14 protein-coding genes are annotated in these 16324 nt (G+C 73.6%); 6 read left to right on the top strand and 8 right to left on the bottom strand.

Translation table 11 applies throughout. The annotated features are described in order from the left end of the window. Window positions 1–370 precede the first annotated feature (370 nt). The 3 genes from QMZ92_RS02040 (at window position 371) to QMZ92_RS02030 (ending at window position 6140) form a co-directional block, all read left to right on the top strand. Window positions 371–3985 (top strand): DNA polymerase III subunit alpha, encoded by a 3615-nt coding sequence (locus QMZ92_RS02040; RefSeq protein ID WP_283295468.1) that lies wholly within the window; start codon window positions 371–373, stop codon window positions 3983–3985. A gap of 134 nt (window positions 3986–4119) precedes the next feature. Beyond that, entirely contained in the window at window positions 4120–5076 is a 957-nt protein-coding gene (locus QMZ92_RS02035) for a DNA polymerase Y family protein (protein ID WP_283295467.1), read from the top strand. Between the two features lie 206 nt (window positions 5077–5282). After that, entirely contained in the window at window positions 5283–6140 is an 858-nt protein-coding gene (locus tag QMZ92_RS02030) for an esterase/lipase family protein (RefSeq protein WP_283295466.1), read from the top strand. A gap of 180 nt (window positions 6141–6320) precedes the next feature. Here QMZ92_RS02030 and QMZ92_RS02025 read toward each other — a convergent pair whose 3' ends face one another. Together QMZ92_RS02025 and QMZ92_RS02020 are read right to left on the bottom strand one after the other, a co-directional pair. Further along, the gene (locus QMZ92_RS02025) at window positions 6321–7331 is read right to left on the bottom strand and encodes a lytic polysaccharide monooxygenase auxiliary activity family 9 protein (protein ID WP_283295465.1); all 1011 of its coding nucleotides are present in this window, start codon (window positions 7329–7331) and stop codon (window positions 6321–6323) included. 331 nt (window positions 7332–7662) lie between these two features. After that, window positions 7663–8160, bottom strand: coding sequence for a levansucrase (locus tag QMZ92_RS02020; protein ID WP_283295464.1), 498 nt, complete (start codon window positions 8158–8160; stop codon window positions 7663–7665). 251 nt (window positions 8161–8411) lie between these two features. Here QMZ92_RS02020 and QMZ92_RS02015 point away from each other — a divergent pair, with 251 nt between their 5' ends. Both QMZ92_RS02015 and QMZ92_RS02010 read left to right on the top strand, forming a co-directional pair. Then, on the top strand, window positions 8412–8978 hold the full coding sequence (locus tag QMZ92_RS02015; protein WP_283295463.1) for a hypothetical protein: 567 nt from the start codon (window positions 8412–8414) through the stop codon (window positions 8976–8978). Between the two features lie 90 nt (window positions 8979–9068). Then, window positions 9069–10253 carry a methyltransferase domain-containing protein gene (locus QMZ92_RS02010; protein WP_283295462.1) on the top strand — a complete coding sequence of 395 codons (1185 nt, stop codon included), beginning with the start codon at window positions 9069–9071 and terminating at the stop codon, window positions 10251–10253. Here the strand turns inward: QMZ92_RS02010 and QMZ92_RS02005 are convergent. Beyond that, entirely contained in the window at window positions 10234–10728 is a 495-nt protein-coding gene (locus QMZ92_RS02005; protein WP_283295461.1) for a ribonuclease FAU-1 family protein, read from the bottom strand. The genes QMZ92_RS02010 and QMZ92_RS02005 overlap by 20 nt on opposite strands. Next, entirely contained in the window at window positions 10709–11632 is a 924-nt protein-coding gene (locus QMZ92_RS02000; protein WP_283295460.1) for a GNAT family N-acetyltransferase, read from the bottom strand. Before QMZ92_RS02000 ends, QMZ92_RS02005 begins: the two co-directional genes overlap by 20 nt. 99 nt (window positions 11633–11731) lie before the next feature. Between QMZ92_RS02000 and QMZ92_RS01995 the strand changes: the two genes are divergently transcribed. Then, window positions 11732–12106 carry a GntR family transcriptional regulator gene (locus QMZ92_RS01995; RefSeq protein WP_283295459.1) on the top strand — a complete coding sequence of 125 codons (375 nt, stop codon included), beginning with the start codon at window positions 11732–11734 and terminating at the stop codon, window positions 12104–12106. 84 nt (window positions 12107–12190) lie between these two features. Here QMZ92_RS01995 and QMZ92_RS01990 read toward each other — a convergent pair whose 3' ends face one another. The 4 genes from QMZ92_RS01990 to QMZ92_RS01975 all read right to left on the bottom strand — a co-directional run bounded on the left by QMZ92_RS01990 (window position 12191) and on the right by QMZ92_RS01975 (window position 16063). Next, on the bottom strand, window positions 12191–13285 hold the full coding sequence (locus QMZ92_RS01990) for a DUF5925 domain-containing protein (RefSeq protein ID WP_283295458.1): 1095 nt from the start codon (window positions 13283–13285) through the stop codon (window positions 12191–12193). A 95-nt stretch (window positions 13286–13380) separates the two neighbouring features. Further along, window positions 13381–14169, bottom strand: coding sequence for a polysaccharide deacetylase family protein (locus QMZ92_RS01985; RefSeq protein ID WP_283295457.1), 789 nt, complete (start codon window positions 14167–14169; stop codon window positions 13381–13383). After that, complete coding sequence (locus QMZ92_RS01980; RefSeq protein WP_283295456.1) at window positions 14166–15191, bottom strand: glycosyltransferase family 2 protein; 1026 nt, start codon at window positions 15189–15191, stop codon at window positions 14166–14168. Before QMZ92_RS01980 ends, QMZ92_RS01985 begins: the two co-directional genes overlap by 4 nt. Beyond that, a complete protein-coding gene (locus tag QMZ92_RS01975; RefSeq protein WP_283295455.1) occupies window positions 15188–16063 on the bottom strand; it encodes a glycosyltransferase family 2 protein in 876 nt (291 codons plus the stop codon). Before QMZ92_RS01975 ends, QMZ92_RS01980 begins: the two co-directional genes overlap by 4 nt. Window positions 16064–16324 lie beyond the last annotated feature (261 nt).

Below are 16324 nucleotides of genomic sequence, written 5' to 3'. Positions count from 1 at the left end.
CAACGCGCACGGGCCTTCATTCGCCCGAAGGCGCGGGTTCGCGCGTTCCGGAGGCTCCGGCGCGCCGGCCCGGGTGGGCGGTCGGTGTCCGGGTGGTCGTCGTGGCAGTGCGGCCAGGGCTCCCCGGCCGGCCGGAACAGGGGCCCGCCCACCGAGCTGTTCGGCACGCCGGGCGCCCGGCGTGCGGGCGCAGCCGTATCGCCTCCTTGCGGTACGCGGCGACCTCGGGGAACTGCGTTTCCACGTCCACCGGGCTCGGGGGAGCCGTACGGATCATGGTCCCGGATCGTAGCCGGGCCCACCCCCATGGGGGTCGTACGAATGTTCGAAATTTGGTCTATGGTGGAGGCGAGGGGGAGGTGAGAGCGGATTGATCCAGGAGGTGCGGGTGCCCGGTTTCACGCATCTGCACACCGTGTCCGGTTTCTCCGTGCGGTACGGGGCCTCGCACCCGGAGCGGCTGGCCGAGCGCGCCGCCGAGCGGGGCATGGGCGCACTCGCCCTGACCGACCGCGACACCGTCGCCGGTGCGGTCCGCTTCGCCAAGGCCTGCGCCCGGGCGGGAGTCCGGCCGATCTTCGGGGCCGAGCTCGCCGTGCGCGAACGGGCCGCAGGTGCCGGGGGCCCGGCCGCCCGCGCCGAACGCCGGCGCACCCCGGTCCGGGGCGGCGCCTTCATCGACGAGTCCGCGCCCCGGGTCACCTTCCTCGCCCGTGACGGGGTCGCGGGGTGGGCGGAGCTCTGCCGGCTGATCACCGCGGCCCACACGGCCGACGGCCGCCCGGTCCTCGACTGGGACGCCCTTTCCGGAGCCGGAGCTTCCGGGGCCGGAGTCGGAGTCGGGGCTTCCGGTGCCGACGGGCTCACCGTGCTGCTCGGCCCGGCCTCCGAGGTGGGCAGGGCCCTCGCCGCGGGTCGCCCCGACCTGGCCGCCCCGCTGCTCGCGCCCTGGCGGGAGCGGTACGGCGACGCGCTCCGTCTCGAGGTGGTGCACCACGGAACCGAGGGCACGGGCCCCGGCTCGCTCCGTCTCGCCGCCCGTACCGCGGGCTTCGCCGCAGAGCAGGGGGTGCGGGCCGTCCTCAGCAACGCCGTGCGGTACGCCGATCCCGGCCAGGGCTCCGTCGCCGACGTCCTCGACGCGGCCCGCCGGCTCGTCCCCGTCGACCCCGCCCGAGGGCTGGACGGCGGCGAGCGCTGGCTCAAGGGCGCCGGCGACATGGCCCGCGCGGCCGAGCGGATCGCCGAGGCGGCCGGTTGGCGCCGCGACGCCGCGCACCGGCTGCTCGCCGTCACCGAGGAGACCGCCGCCGAATGCCGCGTCGACCCCGAGCGGGACCTGGGGATGGGCTACGCCTACTACCCGGAGCCGCATCTCGTGGGCGCCGCAGGGCGCGGCGCCCAGCGGGTCCTCGCCTCCCGCGCGGCCGCCGGGATGGTGCTGCGCGGCTACGACCGGCTGCCGCCGGCACGGGCCCGCGCATACTGGGAGCGGATGCATTCCGAGCTGGATGTCATCGCCTTCCACGGCAACGCGACCTACTTCCTGACGGTGGCTCAGGTCGTTGACGACGTAAGGGGGATGGGCATCCGGGTCGCGGCCCGCGGCTCCGGCGCCGGATCCCTCGTGAACCATCTCCTCGGCATCGCGCACGCCGACCCGGTCGAGCAGCACCTGCTGATGGAGCGCTTCCTGTCCAAGCGCCGGTTCGCGCTGCCCGACATCGACATCGACGTCGAGTCCGCCCGCCGGCTGGAGGTCTACCGCGCGATCCTCGACCGCTTCGGCAGGGAGCGGGTCGCCGCCGTCGCCATGCCCGAGACCTATCGGGTGCGGCACGCGATCCGGGACGTGGGCGCCGCGCTGAGCATGGACCCGGCCGAGATCGACCGGCTGGCCAAGGCGTTCCCGCACATCCGCGCCCGCGACGCCCGCGCGGCCATGGAAGAGCTGCCCGAACTGCGCGACGTGGCCCGGCGGAAGGACCGCCACGGCAGGCTCTGGGAACTGGTCGAGCAACTGGACGCGCTGCCGCGCGGTGTCGCCATGCATCCGTGCGGGGTGCTCATCTCCGACTCCTCGCTGCTGCGGCGCACCCCCGTGGTGCCGACCAGCGGCGAGGTCCCCCACGGCTCTTCGGGCACGGGAGGGTCCCCCTTCCCGATGTCGCAGTTCGACAAGGAGGACGTCGAGGACCTCGGGCTGCTCAAACTCGATGTGCTCGGCGTGCGGATGCAGTCCGCGATGGCGCACGCCGTCACCGAGATCGAGCGGGCGACGGGTCGGCGGATCGATCTGGACGACGCCGGCCAGGTGCCGCCCGGCGACCCGGAGACGTACCGGCTCATCCGCTCCGCCGAGACGCTGGGCTGCTTCCAGATCGAGTCGCCGGGCCAGCGCGATCTCGTCGGCCGACTGCAGCCCGAGGGCTTCCACGACCTGGTCGTCGACATCTCGCTGTTCCGGCCGGGGCCGGTCGCGGCGGACATGGTGCGGCCGTTCATCGAGGCGCGGCACGGGAGGGCGCCGGTCCGCTTCCCGCACCCCGATCTGGCCGGGCCGCTGGCGGAGACGTACGGCGTCGTCGTCTTCCACGAGCAGATCATCGAGATGGTGGACATCATGACCGGCTGCGGCCGGGACGAGGCCGACCGGGTGCGGCGCGGGCTCTCCGACCCCGGGTCGCAGGAACGGATCAGGACGTGGTTCGCCGCGCAGGCGGAGCGGAAGGGGTACACGGCCGAGGTGATCGCGCGGACCTGGGAGATCGTCGAGGCGTTCGGCTCGTACGGCTTCTGCAAGGCCCACGCCGTCGCCTTCGCCGTGCCGACGTACCAGTCGGCGTGGCTCAAGGCGCACCACCCGGCGGCCTTCTACGCGGGGCTGCTCACACACGACCCCGGGATGTACCCGAAGCGGCTGCTGTTGGCGGACGCGCGGCGGCGGGGGGTGCCGGTGCTTCCGCTCGATGTGAACCGGTCCGCGGTCGCCCATCGCATCGAACTGGTGTCCGATGTGGCGGCCGGGGAGCCCGGGGCCTGGGGCCTGCGACTGGCGTTCTCCGACGTCCACGGCATCGGCGAGGCGGAGGCGGAACGGATCGAGGCGGCCCAGCCGTATTCCTCACTGCTGGACTTCTGGGAGCGGGCCCGCCCCGGACGGCCGGTCGCGGAGCGGCTCGCGCAGGTCGGTGCGCTGGACGAGTTCGGCGCCAACCGGCGCGACCTGCTGCTCCACATCGCCGAACTGCACCGCGCCCAGCGGAGTTCGGTCTCCCGCCGCGGCCACGGCGGGCAGCTCCCGCTCGACGGCGGCCGCAGGACCGCGTCCGTCGGGCTGCCCGACCTCAACGAGGCCGAGCGGCTCAGTGCCGAGCTGGGCGTCCTCGGCATGGACGCGTCCCGCCATCTGATGGCGGACCACCACGTCTTCCTGGACGAACTCGGCGCGATCCCCGCGAAGCGGCTGCGTGAGGTGGAGCACGGTGCGACGGTGCTGGTCGCCGGAGCCAAGGCGGCCACCCAGACGCCGCCGATCCGCTCGGGGCGACGGGTCGTCTTCACGACCCTGGACGACGGTACGGGCCTGGTCGACCTGGCCTTCTTCGACGACAGCCACGAGGCGTGCGCCCACACCGTCTTCCACTCCTGGCTGCTGCTGGTGCGCGGTGTCGTCCAGCGCCGTGGACCGCGCAGTCTCAGTGTGGTCGGCTCCGCGGCCTGGAACCTCGCGGACCTGATCGAACTCCGGCGCGCGGGCGGCCTGGACGCGGTGGCCGGGCGGCTCGCCGCGGTGGGTGCGGGAGGAACCGGTGGGGACGGCGAAAGGGGCGTGGGTGGGGTCGGCGTTCCGGCCGGTGGGGGCCGCCGCATCCGGATGTCCACCGGGTACGAGATGAACGCCTGGGCCGATCTCCGCCCCGCGGGTGAAGGGGCGGCACCCGCACGGAAGTTGTGGCACCGGAGCCCGGGGAGCGCGGGATGACGAAACGGCGGGGAAACGCGCTTCCTCCGCGCGGCGACGCCGCGGCGGACGGGGCGGATGCACCCGTGGCCGCGCCTGCGTCCGCGTCCCCACCTGCGCCCGCGCCCGTCCCGGACGCGTCGACCGTCCTGTACGTGCGTTTCCGCGGTGCCGGCGGAGAGGCGCCGGACGGTGCCGCCTACGCGGGGCTGCTCGGGCTGCTCGGTGCGTTCACCCCGGTGGTGGAGGCGGTCGGTCAGGACGGCGCGCTGGCCGATGTCCGGGGCGCGCTGCGGTACTTCGGCCGGGACGTCGCCGGGCTCGCCGCGGTGATCCGGGTGCGGGCCCTCGCCCTGTACGGCGTCGACTGCGTGATCGGGGCCGGGTCCAACCCGCTGCTCGCCAGGATGGCGGCGCGGGAGGCCGGCCCCGGTACGACCCTGGTCGTGGGTGACGCGGCGGAGTTCCTCGCCGGCCGCCCGGTCGCCGCGCTGCACGGCGTCGGCCCCGCGACGGCCCGCACGCTCTGCGGCTACGGGCTCGACACCGTCGACCGGGTCGCCGCCGCCCCTCTCGCCGTGCTCCAGCGGATCCTCGGTGCGCGCACGGGGCGAGAGGTGCACGAGAAGGCCCACGGCGTCGACCGGGCCCGGGTCGTACCCAACGCGGCGGCCCGCTCCGTCGCGGCCGAACGCACCTTTCCCCGGGACGAGCTGGACCGCGACCGCCATCGCCGCGCGCTGCTCTCGCTCGCCGGAGAGCTGGGGGCGAGGATGCGCGGGGAGGGGCAGGTGTGCCGTTCCCTGACGCTCACCGTGCGCTACGCCGACCGCACCACGACCACCAGGACCCGCGCCCTGACCGAGCCGACCGCGCACTCCGCGTCGCTCACCGGTGCCGCGTACCGGCTCCTGGACGCGCTCGGCCTGCAGCGCGCCCGGGTACGTGCCCTCGCCCTGCGCGCCGAAGGGCTGATCCCCGCCGAACGGGCCGCGCATCAGCTCACCTTCGACCCCGCCGATGACAAAGCACGCCGGCTGGAGGCGGTTGCCGACCGTGCGCGGGCCAAGTTCGGCCCCCGAGCGGTCATTCCGGGTTCCCTCGCCGCGTAAGCCCCGCCTCTGGGTTTCTGTGAGTAACCACACCATCACGAATCTTGACGGTAATTCAGTTTTTACCGACGCGTAACTTCCCGGGCTTGGTTACTCGTGCGTACGTTTGACATGAACACCCCCTTCTTGTGGTCCGGGCCGCAGGGTGAATCCCCACATCCCCACATCAGCCTCGCATTTCCCTTGAGCCGCAAGGAGATCGCACGATGCTGTCCTGGAAGCGTGCCCTCAGACCGCTGACCGCCGCCCTGCTGGCGGTGGCGATCGGCCTCGCGCCGGCCGCCACCGCCCACGCAGCCGCTCCGTCGAGCGGCTGGAACAACTGGTCCTGCAAGCCCTCGACCGCCCACCCCCGCCCGGTGGTTCTCGTCCACGGAACCTTCGGGAACTCCGTCGACAACTGGCTCGCCCTCGCGCCGTACCTCGTCAAGCGCGGCTACTGCGTCTTCTCGCTCGACTACGGCCAGCTCCCGGGCGTCCCGTTCTTCCACGGCCTCGGCCCCATCGCGAAGTCGGCCGAGCAGCTCGACACGTACGTCGACCGGGTCCTCGCCGCCACCGGAGCCGGCGAGGTGGATCTCGTCGGTCACTCCCAGGGTGGCATGATGCCGCGTCACTACCTCAAGTTCCTCGGCGGCGCCGACAAGGTGAACGCCCTCATCGGACTCGCGCCCGACAACCACGGCACGACCCTCCACGGGCTCACCCGCCTGCTCAAGTACTTCCCGGGCGCGGCGGACCTGCTCGACTCCGCGACCCCCGGCCTGGCCGACCAGATGGCCGGCTCCGCGTTCCTCACCAAACTGAACGAGGGCGGCGACACCGTCCCAGGCGTCCGGTACACCGTCATCGCCACCAAGTACGACGAGGTGGTCACCCCGTGGCGGTCGGCCTTCCTCGACGGACCGAACGTGAAGAACGTGACGTTGCAGGACCTGTGCGCCATCGACCTCTCGGAGCACGTGGCCATAGGGCTGTTCGACCGGATCGCGTACCACGAGGTGGCCAACGCCCTCGATCCGGCGAGGGCCACTCGGACGACCTGCGCGTCGGTGTTCGCATGACCTGACGGCCGGCCCTCGGCCTGCCGGGTCTACCGAAGGCCGGCACGCGCACGGGCCGTCCCGTGCGGAGCCGCGGTGGCGATCCCGCCGCGCTCGCCCGCACCATCTGCTCCAGAAACGGCGGAGGTGCCGCCGCGGACACACCGCGGCGGCACCTCCGCCATGTCCTGCGCCTCCGGCTCAGCGGCCGGACCTGCGGCGGGCGGTCGCGAACACCACGGCCGCGCCGAGCGCGAGCGCCGCGGCACCGCCCACGGCGAGATAGGGGGTGCCGCCGTCACCGCCGGTCTCGGCGAGGTTCTCCCCGGCGCCGTCGGCCTCGGGGGTGTTGCCCCCGGGGGCGGTCTCAGCGCCCGCGGCGCCGTCCGTCTCCGTCTCCGTCCGTGCGGCCGCCTTCGGAGTGGCGGGCCCGTTCGCGGCCGGGGCCTCGGAGTGGTCGTCACCGCCGTGGCCGCCGTGGTCGACGGTGGACTTGTCCGCACCGTCCTCGATCTGCTCGTCCGAGGGGGCGGACGCGGCCGGCGCCGGGGCGTCGCCTCCCGCGCCACCGCCGGTGTCCTGGCCGAAGACCACGTCCGAGCAGGTGTAGAAGGCCTCGGGGGAGTCCGACCGCTGCCAGATCGAGTAGACCAGGTGCCGCCCCGACCTCGCGGGCACCGTGCCGTCGAAGACGTACTCCCCGTTCACCAGCTTCGGGTCGGTGACCTCGGCGAACGGCCGTGCCTCCAGGTCGGACCAGGTGAGCGGCTCGGACGGGTCGTAACCGTCCTTCGTGATGTACAGCTCGAACGAGCCCTTGTGCGGGGCGGTGGCCTTGTAGCGGAACGTGTGCTTGCCGGCCGCGAGCCTCGACGCGGGCCAGTCGGTGCGCGGCAGGTCCAGGCCCTTGTACTTGTCCCGGTTCGCGCTGCACAGCTTGCCGTCCGGGACCAGCGACCTGTGGTTGCCCGCGGCGTTGGCGATGTTGACCTCGTTCCAGTCGTAGAACGCCTGCGCGCCACTGGCCGCGACCGCCGCCTTGCACGCCGCGGACTTCGGGCTCTCCGGCCCCTCGGCATAGCACGCGGACACCCGGCTCACCGGATCCGTCATCGACCCGTGCGCGACGGCCGGCGAGGCGGCGAGCGCGGTGAGCGCGAGCGGCGCGATCCCGAGCGCGGCGACGGTGGCGGCCCTGCGGCGAGCGGTCATGGTGAGGATCTCCTTCAAGAGCGTCGTAGGGGGAGGGGGCCCGGGCACCGGCCCGCACCGCGGTGCAGCCCCCGATCCCCCAGCGGCACCGACGCCCGGACCCCGCCCGGCGATCAGCAAGCTAGCCCGTCGAAACGCCGAAACGGCCTGCTGGGGCAGGGGAACGGCGATCCTTATGGTCGCTTTAAGGGCGGGGTAAGAAGGGGCTCAGGAACGGTGCGGAGCGTGCCGGAGCGGGCACGTGTGGTGGCACGGGGCCGGTCACGCCGTGCGCGTCGCGCCTCCGTCGCTCGGGAGCCGGGTCCCACCGCTGCTTCCCGAAGTTCCGGCGCTACTTCTGGAAGTAGCGCGTGCCCTTGTCGACCATGTGGGAGGCGTAGACACGTCCCAGTGCCGGAGTACCCCGGTAGAAGCCCACATGACCCTGGGACATGTCCACCACGACCGGGCGGGCGAAGCAGGCGAACCGGTTGCGCTGCTGTTCCTGGGCCCAGGCCATGGCCGCGGGGTCGACGCGCTCGCTCACCAGGACGGGGAAGGCGGCGACGCCGGTCTGCAGGCCCACCGGCAGTCCTCCCTTGTTGGCGCGGGCGTAGTCCAGGACGCGCCAGGTGAACGCTTCGACGGCCGGCACGGTGATCTCCGGCGCGGCGGCGACCGCTGTGAAGAGATGCAGCTTGGTGGCGGCCCACTGCAGCCGGAAGTCGGCGCGCCGGCCGACGAGCACGGGGGCGCCGTGCCACTGCTCCCAGCGCGGCGCGCAGCCGTCGGCCGTGAGCCGGTGCTCGACGAACTGCAGATAGGTCTGGACTGCGGTTGCTTCGGTCATGCGCAGATCATCGCCGAGCGCCCCGGCACGGCCGTCGACGGGGGTCTGGGAGTGGCGCGGCGCGGGAGGAGCCCGGCTGCCGGCCCCGTCCGCGTCCTTCCGACACCCGGGTCCGAGCCGTTTCGCTCGTGCACGACTCGCGTGCCCTGTCAAGCGACGAGCTCCCGGGACTGCCGGTGTCCCCACCGACCGCAGGACGCTGGGTCCCCCGGCCGCGGCACCAGCGGCCGCCGGCGCACCTGGGAGGCGCCATGTCCGTACTCGACCGGGCGGCCGCGCTCCGCCTCCTCGCCGTTCTGCTCGTCCTCGCCGCGGCGGTGGTCGTCCTGCGGCGGTCGCCGCCGAGCTCTCCCGCGCTGCTCGTCGCGGCCGGGCCGGCGCTCGTCGGCTTCTTCGTCCTCGTACGGCGTCGCCTGCGGCGGTACTGGTCGGAGAGCCGGTGGGACGAGTGGCTCCGGACCGCGGCCGGGCTCGCGTGGCGGGACCGGATGGATCTCTTCGGGGCCACCGCCCGCGGGCGTTCCGTGCCCGATCCGCGGCTGTCGGCCCTGGCGGCGCAGCGTGCGGAACGCCTGTGCGCGCTGCTGGACGTCAGCAGGCCGGGACGTGAGGTGAGCTGGTCCCTGCTCGGCGCGGCCGCGGCGCTGCTGCCCGCGGTGTGGCTGATGCCGACCCGGGAGCGCGTCGCCTGGACCTCGTTCGGCTGCGCGGCCCTGCTGGTGACGGTCTGCCTGGCCGGCCTGCTCGTCAACCGCCGCCGTGCCCGCCGCGCGCGGCGGTGCCTGCGGGCCAACCGCCCTTCGGCGACACGTCGATGAGCCCGATCGCCCATGGCGGCCCGGCGCCGCCCGACGCAGGCCCCTTCGCCGACCGGCCCGTTGTCAGTGGTGGCTGCCACGATCGGACGCATGACGACGATCGACTGGGACGCCGCCGCGGACACCTTCGACGACGAGCCCGACCACGGGCTCCGCGACCCCGCGGTCCGCGGGGCCTGGGCGGAGCGCATGCGGCACTGGCTGCCGCCCGCACCGTCCGACGTGCTCGACCTCGGCTGCGGCACGGGCAGCCTCGCCCTGCTCGCCGCCGGGCAGGGCCACCGGGTGACCGCCGTCGACCTCTCGCCGCGGATGGTGGAGGCCGCGCACCGCAAACTCGCGGGCACGGGGGCCGAGGTGCTGACGGGCCCCGCGGAGCGGCCCCCGGTGGGGGACCGGCGGTACGACGCCGTGCTCGTGCGCCATGTGCTGTGGGCGATGGAGGACCCGGAGGCGGCTCTCACCCACTGGACCTCCCTGCTGCGCCCGGGAGGGCGGCTGGTGCTGGTCGAAGGGGTGTGGGAGGGCAGCGGACTGCCGGCGGCCCGCCTGATCGCCGCCCTCGGTCCACTCTCCCGGAGGATCGACCACGAACGGCTGTCGGACGTGCCCGGCCTGTGGGGAGGGCCCGTGCACGACGAGCGGTACGCCCTGGTGGCCCGGATCGCCCCGGCCGGGCCCGCCCGGGGCCCGGACGGCGAGGACACGGGGGTCACCGCCGTGCGGCGGGGCGAGGACGCCCACGCGGTCCCGGCCCGGCACAGCGAGGTCGTCGACGTCCATCTCGTCCTGCGCCGCGGTGACGAGGTCCTGCTCGCCCGCCGGGCCGGGACGGGCTACGGGGACGGGCTGTGGAACGGCCCCTCGGGTCACGTCGAGGAAGGTGAGGACGTGCGCGCGGCCATGGTGCGCGAGGCGCGTGAGGAGATCGGCGTCGAGTTCGCGCCGGAGGATCTGCGCGTCGCGCTGGTGATGCAGCACCGGGGGCCCGGAGATCCTCCGCGCACGGGCTGGTTCTTCGAGGCAGACGGCGCCCGCGGCGGCGAGCCGTACAACCGGGAGCCCCACAAGTGCTCGGAGCTGGCCTGGCACCCCCTCGCCGCGCTCCCGGACGACATGGTCGCGTACTGCAGGGCCGGGTTCGAGGCGTACCGGAGAGGCGAGCGTTTCGTCCTCCACTGGCACGAGGACGACGACCCGATCGCCCACGACCCGGGTCTCCCGGACCGTGCGGTGCCGCTGCCGGCGACGCGCGTCAGTCCAGCAGCCGGGTGAACCGGCCCTGGCGGGCGAGGAGTTCCAGGGTGTCCAGGGCTCGTTCCGCCTCCTCGGCAGCCCGGGGGTCCCGCTCGGCGAGACCGCTCGCTGCGAACTCGTCCTCGTCCAGCCGCAGGACCAGCGTGCCGTCGGCCGACACCCACAGGTCCAGGTCCAGGTCCTCCACCACCAGTTCGTCCCGGGACACCAGGGCGGGCCGGGCGATGTCGGCGTACCAGCCCTTCAGCGCCCCGTCGCCCGCACGGACCTCCTTGACCGCGTACCAGCGGTCGCGCCAGTAGTGCTCGGTGAAGACGTCACCCGGTTCGAAGCGGACGAACCCGAAGTCCTTCACGCCCTCACCCGCCCACGGCGCACGGACGGTGATCCGGGTGCCGTCGTCCGCGACGACCGCCGCCGGGTAACGGATCTTCGTACGCCCGGCCTTGACCAGGGCCACGTCGACCCAGGACTCACCCCAGCGTGCGGACATGGCGCACCTCCGTCGCGCAGATCTCGTAGCCGAACCACTCGTTGACGGCAAGCATCGGGGCGTTGCCCGCGTCGTTGCCGGTGAACGCCTCGGTGAAACCGGCGTCCCGCGCCCGGTGCAGCGAGTCGTTCTTCGCCAGCTTGGCGAGCCCGCGGCCGCGGTGGGCCCGGGCGGTGCCGGTCATGGCCGTCCCGTAGCGGGTCGAGCCGTCCGTACGGGCCGCGCTGAACGCCACCGGGCGCCCGCCCACGACGACGACCGACGTCAGTTCCGGGCTGAACAGCGGATGCCTCCACGTCTCGTCGAGCCAGTGCCCGTAGCCCGTGAACTCCGCCGCCACGTCGCCCGGTTCGTCCGCCGTCGTCTCGGCGTCCAGTTCGAAGAGCGGTCGCGGGTCGCCGGCGAACTCGGACGCCGGGACGATCCGCACCCCGTCCGGCGGGGTCCGCAGCGGCGGCAGCGCCCCTGCCGCCAGATCGAGACGGAGGAAGTGCGCCGTGCGCCCGGCCCGGTAGCCCAGCCGCTCGGCGAAGGCGCGATGCCCGGGTTCGTCCAGCACCCAGGTGTGGACCCTGGTGGCACCGGCGCCGGCCAGATATTCCTCGGCGGCGCGCACGACCGCCGAGCCCGCGCCGCGGCCACGGCGCTCGGGGTGCACATAGATGTTGGCGTAGCCGACCCCCGGCTCGGGGCTGTCGTGCGCGAGCCCCACCTGCGCCGTGCCGATGATCTCGCCGTCCTCCTCGGCGACCAGCGGCCGGTACCGGGCGAGCGGATGCGCGTGCTCCGTCTCGAACACCAGGGACTCGGGGGTGACCAGCATGAACGGCAGGGCGGCGCGCCGGATCCGGGCGACCGGCTCGGCGTCTCCGGGCGCGCGGAAGGCGCGGACGATCACAGTCATGACGCGGCACGCTACGCGCGCGCCCCCGCGCACGCCTCTCAATTTCCCGAGGGCCCCGAGCGGCGTGCCCGAGGCCCGGAAGTGGGGGACAATCACGTGGTGACCTTGAAAATCGTCATCGACACGGACGACGCCCGCGCGCCCTACGAGCAACTCCGCTCCCAGATCTCGGCCCAGGCGCGCTCGGGCGCCCTGCCCGTCGGCTACAAACTCCCCACCGTGCGGGGCCTCGCGGAGGAACTCGGCCTCGCGGCCAACACCGTCGCCAAGGCGTACCGGGCCCTCGAGGGCGACGGCGTGATCGAAACCCGGGGCCGGAACGGCACGTTCGTCGCGGCGGCCGGGGACGCGGCGGAGCGTCAGGCGGCGAATGCCGCCCAGGCGTACGCCGAACTGGTCCACCGCCTGGGCCTGTCCCGTGCCGACGCGCTCTCCGCGGTGCAGGACGCACTGCGCGCCACCTACGGGAAGTGAGTCCGCGCGGCCGACCGGGCCGCGCCGCAGCCACTCCCACGAGAGCTACGGCCCGGCCGCCGGCCACTGGATCCGGGACAGCCCTCAGAGGTACAGCCCTGCGTCCGCCCCGCCGTGCTGGGACGGCACGGACGCCGGCGCCGTTCCCCGGCGCACGGCGTACAACTCCGCCAGCGTCGCGCCCTCGCGGCCGACACCCTCCTCGGTACCCAGCCAGGACACGGCCTCCTCGCGGGTGAGCGGGCCGACCTCGATCCGTGCAAGGCAGCGGCCCGGCCGGACGACGGCGGGGTGCAGCCGCTCGAGGTCCTCGTTGGTGGTGACGCCCACGAGGACGTTCCGGCCCTGGCCGAGCAGCCCGTCCGTCAGGTTCAGCAGCCGGGAGAGCGCCTGCCCCGCGGCGTGCCGTGCCTCGCCCCGGATCAGTTCGTCGCAGTCCTCCAGGAGCAGCAGCCTCCAGCGCCCCTTGGCCGTGCCCTCGTCCTCGCCGATCGCGATGTCCATCAGATAGCCGACGTCGTTGAACAGCCGCTCCGGATCGAGGACGCAGTCCACCTGGCACCAGTCGCGCCACGAGCGGGCCAGCGTCCGCAGCGCGGAGGTCTTCCCCGTGCCCGGCGGACCGTGCAGCAGGAGAAGCCGGCCCGCGATGTCGTCCGGTGTCACCTTCATCAGCCGGTCCATCGCCTGAGCCACCGGGGTCGTGTAGTTGGGACGGACCTCGTCCCAGGTGCCGGCGCTGATCTGGCGGGTCGTGCGGTGCGGGCCGCGGCGCGGGGAGACGTACCAGAACCCCATGGTGACGTTGTCGGGCTGCGGCTCGGGCTCGTCCTGGACGCCGTCCGTCGCCTCCCTGTGCACGTTCTCGGCGAGTTCCGGGCTGACCGCGGTGACCGTGATGTCCGCCCCGCGGTTCCACCGCGAGATCAGCAGGGTCCACCCCTCGCCCTCGGCGAGCGTCGCGCTCCGGTCGTCGTCACGTGCGGCGCGCAGCACCCGGGCGCCCGGCGGCAGCAGTGTGGCGCCGGGCTTGACCCGGTCGATCGTCGAACTGTGCGAATACGGCTGCTCGCCCGTCGCGAAGCGGCCGAGGAACAGCGCGTCGACGACATCCGACGGCGAATCGCTGTCGTCGACGTTGAGCCGGATCGGCAGAGCATGCTCAGGGGTGGCGGTCATGGCGCCATGATCCGGCACGTCGGCCGTCGGTGCACGGCCTTTTGGGGCGTGCCGCCGCTCTCCCGCCCGCACTCGGGTGCACCGCTCCGGGTCACTCATGTACGCAGCAACCGCAACGCCCTCCTCGTCCGGCGGACGACGGCGTACCCCTTGGTGAGGGCCCGGTCCCCGGCGAAGTCGCGGGCGAGTCCCCGGCCCTCGACGAGCCGTTCGAACTGCTCGGCACCCGTGGAGCGGCGCACGGTCACGCGCTCCAGGGCGTACGGCCCCTGGCGGCGGCGGGCCAGAGCGTTCCCCACGGCCAGGGACTGCGCGAAGCCGGCCGCGCGCACCGCCTGCCGGACCCGGCGGTTGGAGTAGCCGTACGGGTAGGCGAACGAGACCGGCGCGTCGCCGAGTTCCGCGGCGATGATCTCCCTGCAGCGCAGCGACTCGAACCGGAGCCGTCGGTCGTCCAACTGGTCCAGCTGCGGATGAGTGTGCGAATGGCCGCCGATCTCCGTGCCCGCCGCGGCCAGTTCCCTCACCTGCCCCCAGTCCAGCATGGTGTCGGGAGCGCCGCCCTCCCCGTGCGCGCCCCGCAGCCAGCCGGTCGACACGAAGAGCGTCGACGCGAAGCCCAGCTTGTCGAGCACGGGAAGGGCGTGCCGGTGCACGCCCTCGTAGCCGTCGTCGAAGGTGATCAGTACCGGCCGGGGCGGCAGGGGTTCACCGTGCCGCCAGGCCCGGCCGAGCCCGGCGGTCGTGACCGGGGTGAACCCGCGCTCGCCGAGCAGACCCATCTGTTCGGCGAAGGCCTCCGGCGCCACGGAGAGGCCGTGGACCGCCGGGGCGGGCCGGTGCGCTATCGCGTGGTACATGAGGATCGGCACGGCGGCGTTCATGGCGTGCCGCCTTCCAGACGCGGTGCGTACGCGGTGATCGGGCCGTGCGAGAACGCCACCCCGGACCGGGCGCGTGCCCGCGCCACCGCGTACCCGGCCGCGGCCGCGGCGACGCCCGCGACGATGGCTCCGACGCGGCCGGCACCGCCCGGGCGGCCCAGCAGGGCGTCGCGCAGCCCGCGCACGACGCCCGCCGGGAGCACACGGGTGGTGTACCGGCGCTCGGTCTCGAGGCCCTTGCCGATGCCGACACTGTGCGAGACGAGTGCCTTGGACAGCCCTTCGGCGTAGGCGCGGGTGCGGAAGTAGCGGAAGCGCTCCCGCTGCGCGGGGACCCTGTGGTGGATGACGGCACGGTCGTCGATCAGCAGCACCGCGTCCGGGAGGGCCCGGCCGAGCCGGATGCAGAGCTCGGTCTCCTCGCAGCCCAGGGGCCGTCTGTCGCCGTCCCTTCCGATGCCGGTGGCGAATCCCCCGGCGGCGTCGAAGGCGGTGCGGCGGAAGGACGCGTTGCCGCCGAGGACGTTCCGGACCGGGACGCGGCCGGGAGGAAGCCCCCGGTACGTGCACCCGACGACCCAGTCGAACTCCTCGGGGAACCACGCCGGCCTGCGGCCCGAGGCCCAGAGCGGCAGGGTCCTGCCGCCGACGGCCATGACCCGGGGGTCGTCGTACCCCTCGGCGAGGTGCCGCAGCCAGTCGCGCTCGGCCATGGCGTCGTCGTCGAGGAAGGCCACGAACTCGCCGCGGGACAGGGCGATACCGGTGTTGCGGCCGGCGGAGAGGCCGCGGGGGCCCGCGTTGGCGAGCACCCGCACCTCCTCTGCCGGTGACGCGGTGCCCCGGCCGGCGCTGAGCTCCTCGGTGAGACGGTCCAGCAGCCGGGGGTTGTGGTCGACCACGACCAGCGTCTCCAGTGCCGGGAGCGACTGCCGGCGCACCGACTCCACGGCCTTGAGGATGTCCGTCCAGCGTTCCTCGGTGTAGACGCAGATCACCACGGAGAACGTCCGGTGCTTCAAGAGACCTCTCCTCGCGGGGCGTTGAGGCCGGCTGCGGGACCGCGGCGGGAGGCCCGGCGGACGCCCTTCTCCCTGAGGATCACTTTGAGCACCCGTAGACCGTCGCGGACGGCCCTGAGGTTGCTCATGCCGTGGATGCGGAGGTACTCGTGGCTGGGGACCTCCTGGACCCGCAGGCCGGCCTTGACGACCCGGATGTTCATCAGGGTCTCGATCTCGAAGCCGGTGCAGTCCAGGGCGATGCTGTCCAGGCAGTGGCGCCAGAACGCGTTGTAGCCGTAGCAGAGGTCGGTGTAACGGGCGCCGAACTTGGCGTTCACGATGCCGCACAGGACGCGGTTGCCGAGCTTGCGGACGGGGGTCATGTCGTCGGTGCCGCCGCCGTTGGCGAAGCGGGAGCCCTTGGCGAAGTCGGCGCCGCCGACCAGGGCGGAGACATAGCTGACGATCTCCTGGCCGTCGGCGGAGCCGTCCGCGTCGACCATGACGATGATGTCGCCGGTGCAGGCCGCGAAGCCGCTGATGAGAGCGTCCCCCTTGCCCTCGCCGGCCTGCTCGACGACCTTGACGCCGGGCCACAGCGCGCGGGCGACGTCCACCGTGTCGTCCGTGGAGTTGCCGTCGACGAGCACGACTTCATGGACCCACTCGGGCAGGGTCCCGAAGACGTGCGGGAGGTTCTTGGCCTCGTTCATCGCCGGGATCACGACGCTGACCGGCGGTGCGATGGCGAGGTGGGAGGAGATCGGACGGTACTGGGCCGGTACTCGGCCGAGCGTGGCCGTGGCCGTCGCCATGACCGGTGCGGGCGCGCCGGCCGTGGCCGTCGGATCGTGAGGACCCGGGACCGCCGGGCGCAGGAACGAGCTCATGAGTCGGTTTCCCTCTCGTCCGGTGGACCGCCCACCCCCGGGCGGTCCGGATGAGTGTCCGGTTCGAAAGGGGGGTTGTTCTCACCCCGGCCGGGACGGCATGGATCTCCGTACAGGCTGGGCGAGCCGGCATAGCTGGCCGCGCGGTACGCGACTCGGCACGAGTGCGACCGAGCACGGCACCCCCCTACCGCGCCCCGCCACGGACCGTCGCGACGTCAGACCCCTCCCCAGGAGTCGCCTTTGATGGTCCGTTGCGGG

The organism is Streptomyces sp. HNM0645 (assembly GCF_030056615.1).
Classification (GTDB): domain Bacteria; phylum Actinomycetota; class Actinomycetes; order Streptomycetales; family Streptomycetaceae; genus Streptomyces; species Streptomyces marianii.
This window is presented reverse-complemented; position numbering and strand designations above follow the sequence as displayed.

Coding starts and splice junctions, on each gene's coding strand:
- QMZ92_RS02030 (WP_283295466.1), top strand. CDS start 5,283: ATGCTGTCCTGGAAGCGTGCCCTCAGACCGCTGACCGCCGCCCTGCTG.
- QMZ92_RS02025 (WP_283295465.1), bottom strand. CDS start 7,331: ATGACCGCTCGCCGCAGGGCCGCCACCGTCGCCGCGCTCGGGATCGCG.
- QMZ92_RS02020 (WP_283295464.1), bottom strand. CDS start 8,160: ATGACCGAAGCAACCGCAGTCCAGACCTATCTGCAGTTCGTCGAGCAC.
- QMZ92_RS02015 (WP_283295463.1), top strand. CDS start 8,412: ATGTCCGTACTCGACCGGGCGGCCGCGCTCCGCCTCCTCGCCGTTCTG.
- QMZ92_RS02010 (WP_283295462.1), top strand. CDS start 9,069: ATGACGACGATCGACTGGGACGCCGCCGCGGACACCTTCGACGACGAG.
- QMZ92_RS02005 (WP_283295461.1), bottom strand. CDS start 10,728: ATGTCCGCACGCTGGGGTGAGTCCTGGGTCGACGTGGCCCTGGTCAAG.
- QMZ92_RS02000 (WP_283295460.1), bottom strand. CDS start 11,632: ATGACTGTGATCGTCCGCGCCTTCCGCGCGCCCGGAGACGCCGAGCCG.
- QMZ92_RS01990 (WP_283295458.1), bottom strand. CDS start 13,285: ATGACCGCCACCCCTGAGCATGCTCTGCCGATCCGGCTCAACGTCGAC.
- QMZ92_RS01985 (WP_283295457.1), bottom strand. CDS start 14,169: ATGAACGCCGCCGTGCCGATCCTCATGTACCACGCGATAGCGCACCGG.
- QMZ92_RS01975 (WP_283295455.1), bottom strand. CDS start 16,063: ATGAGCTCGTTCCTGCGCCCGGCGGTCCCGGGTCCTCACGATCCGACG.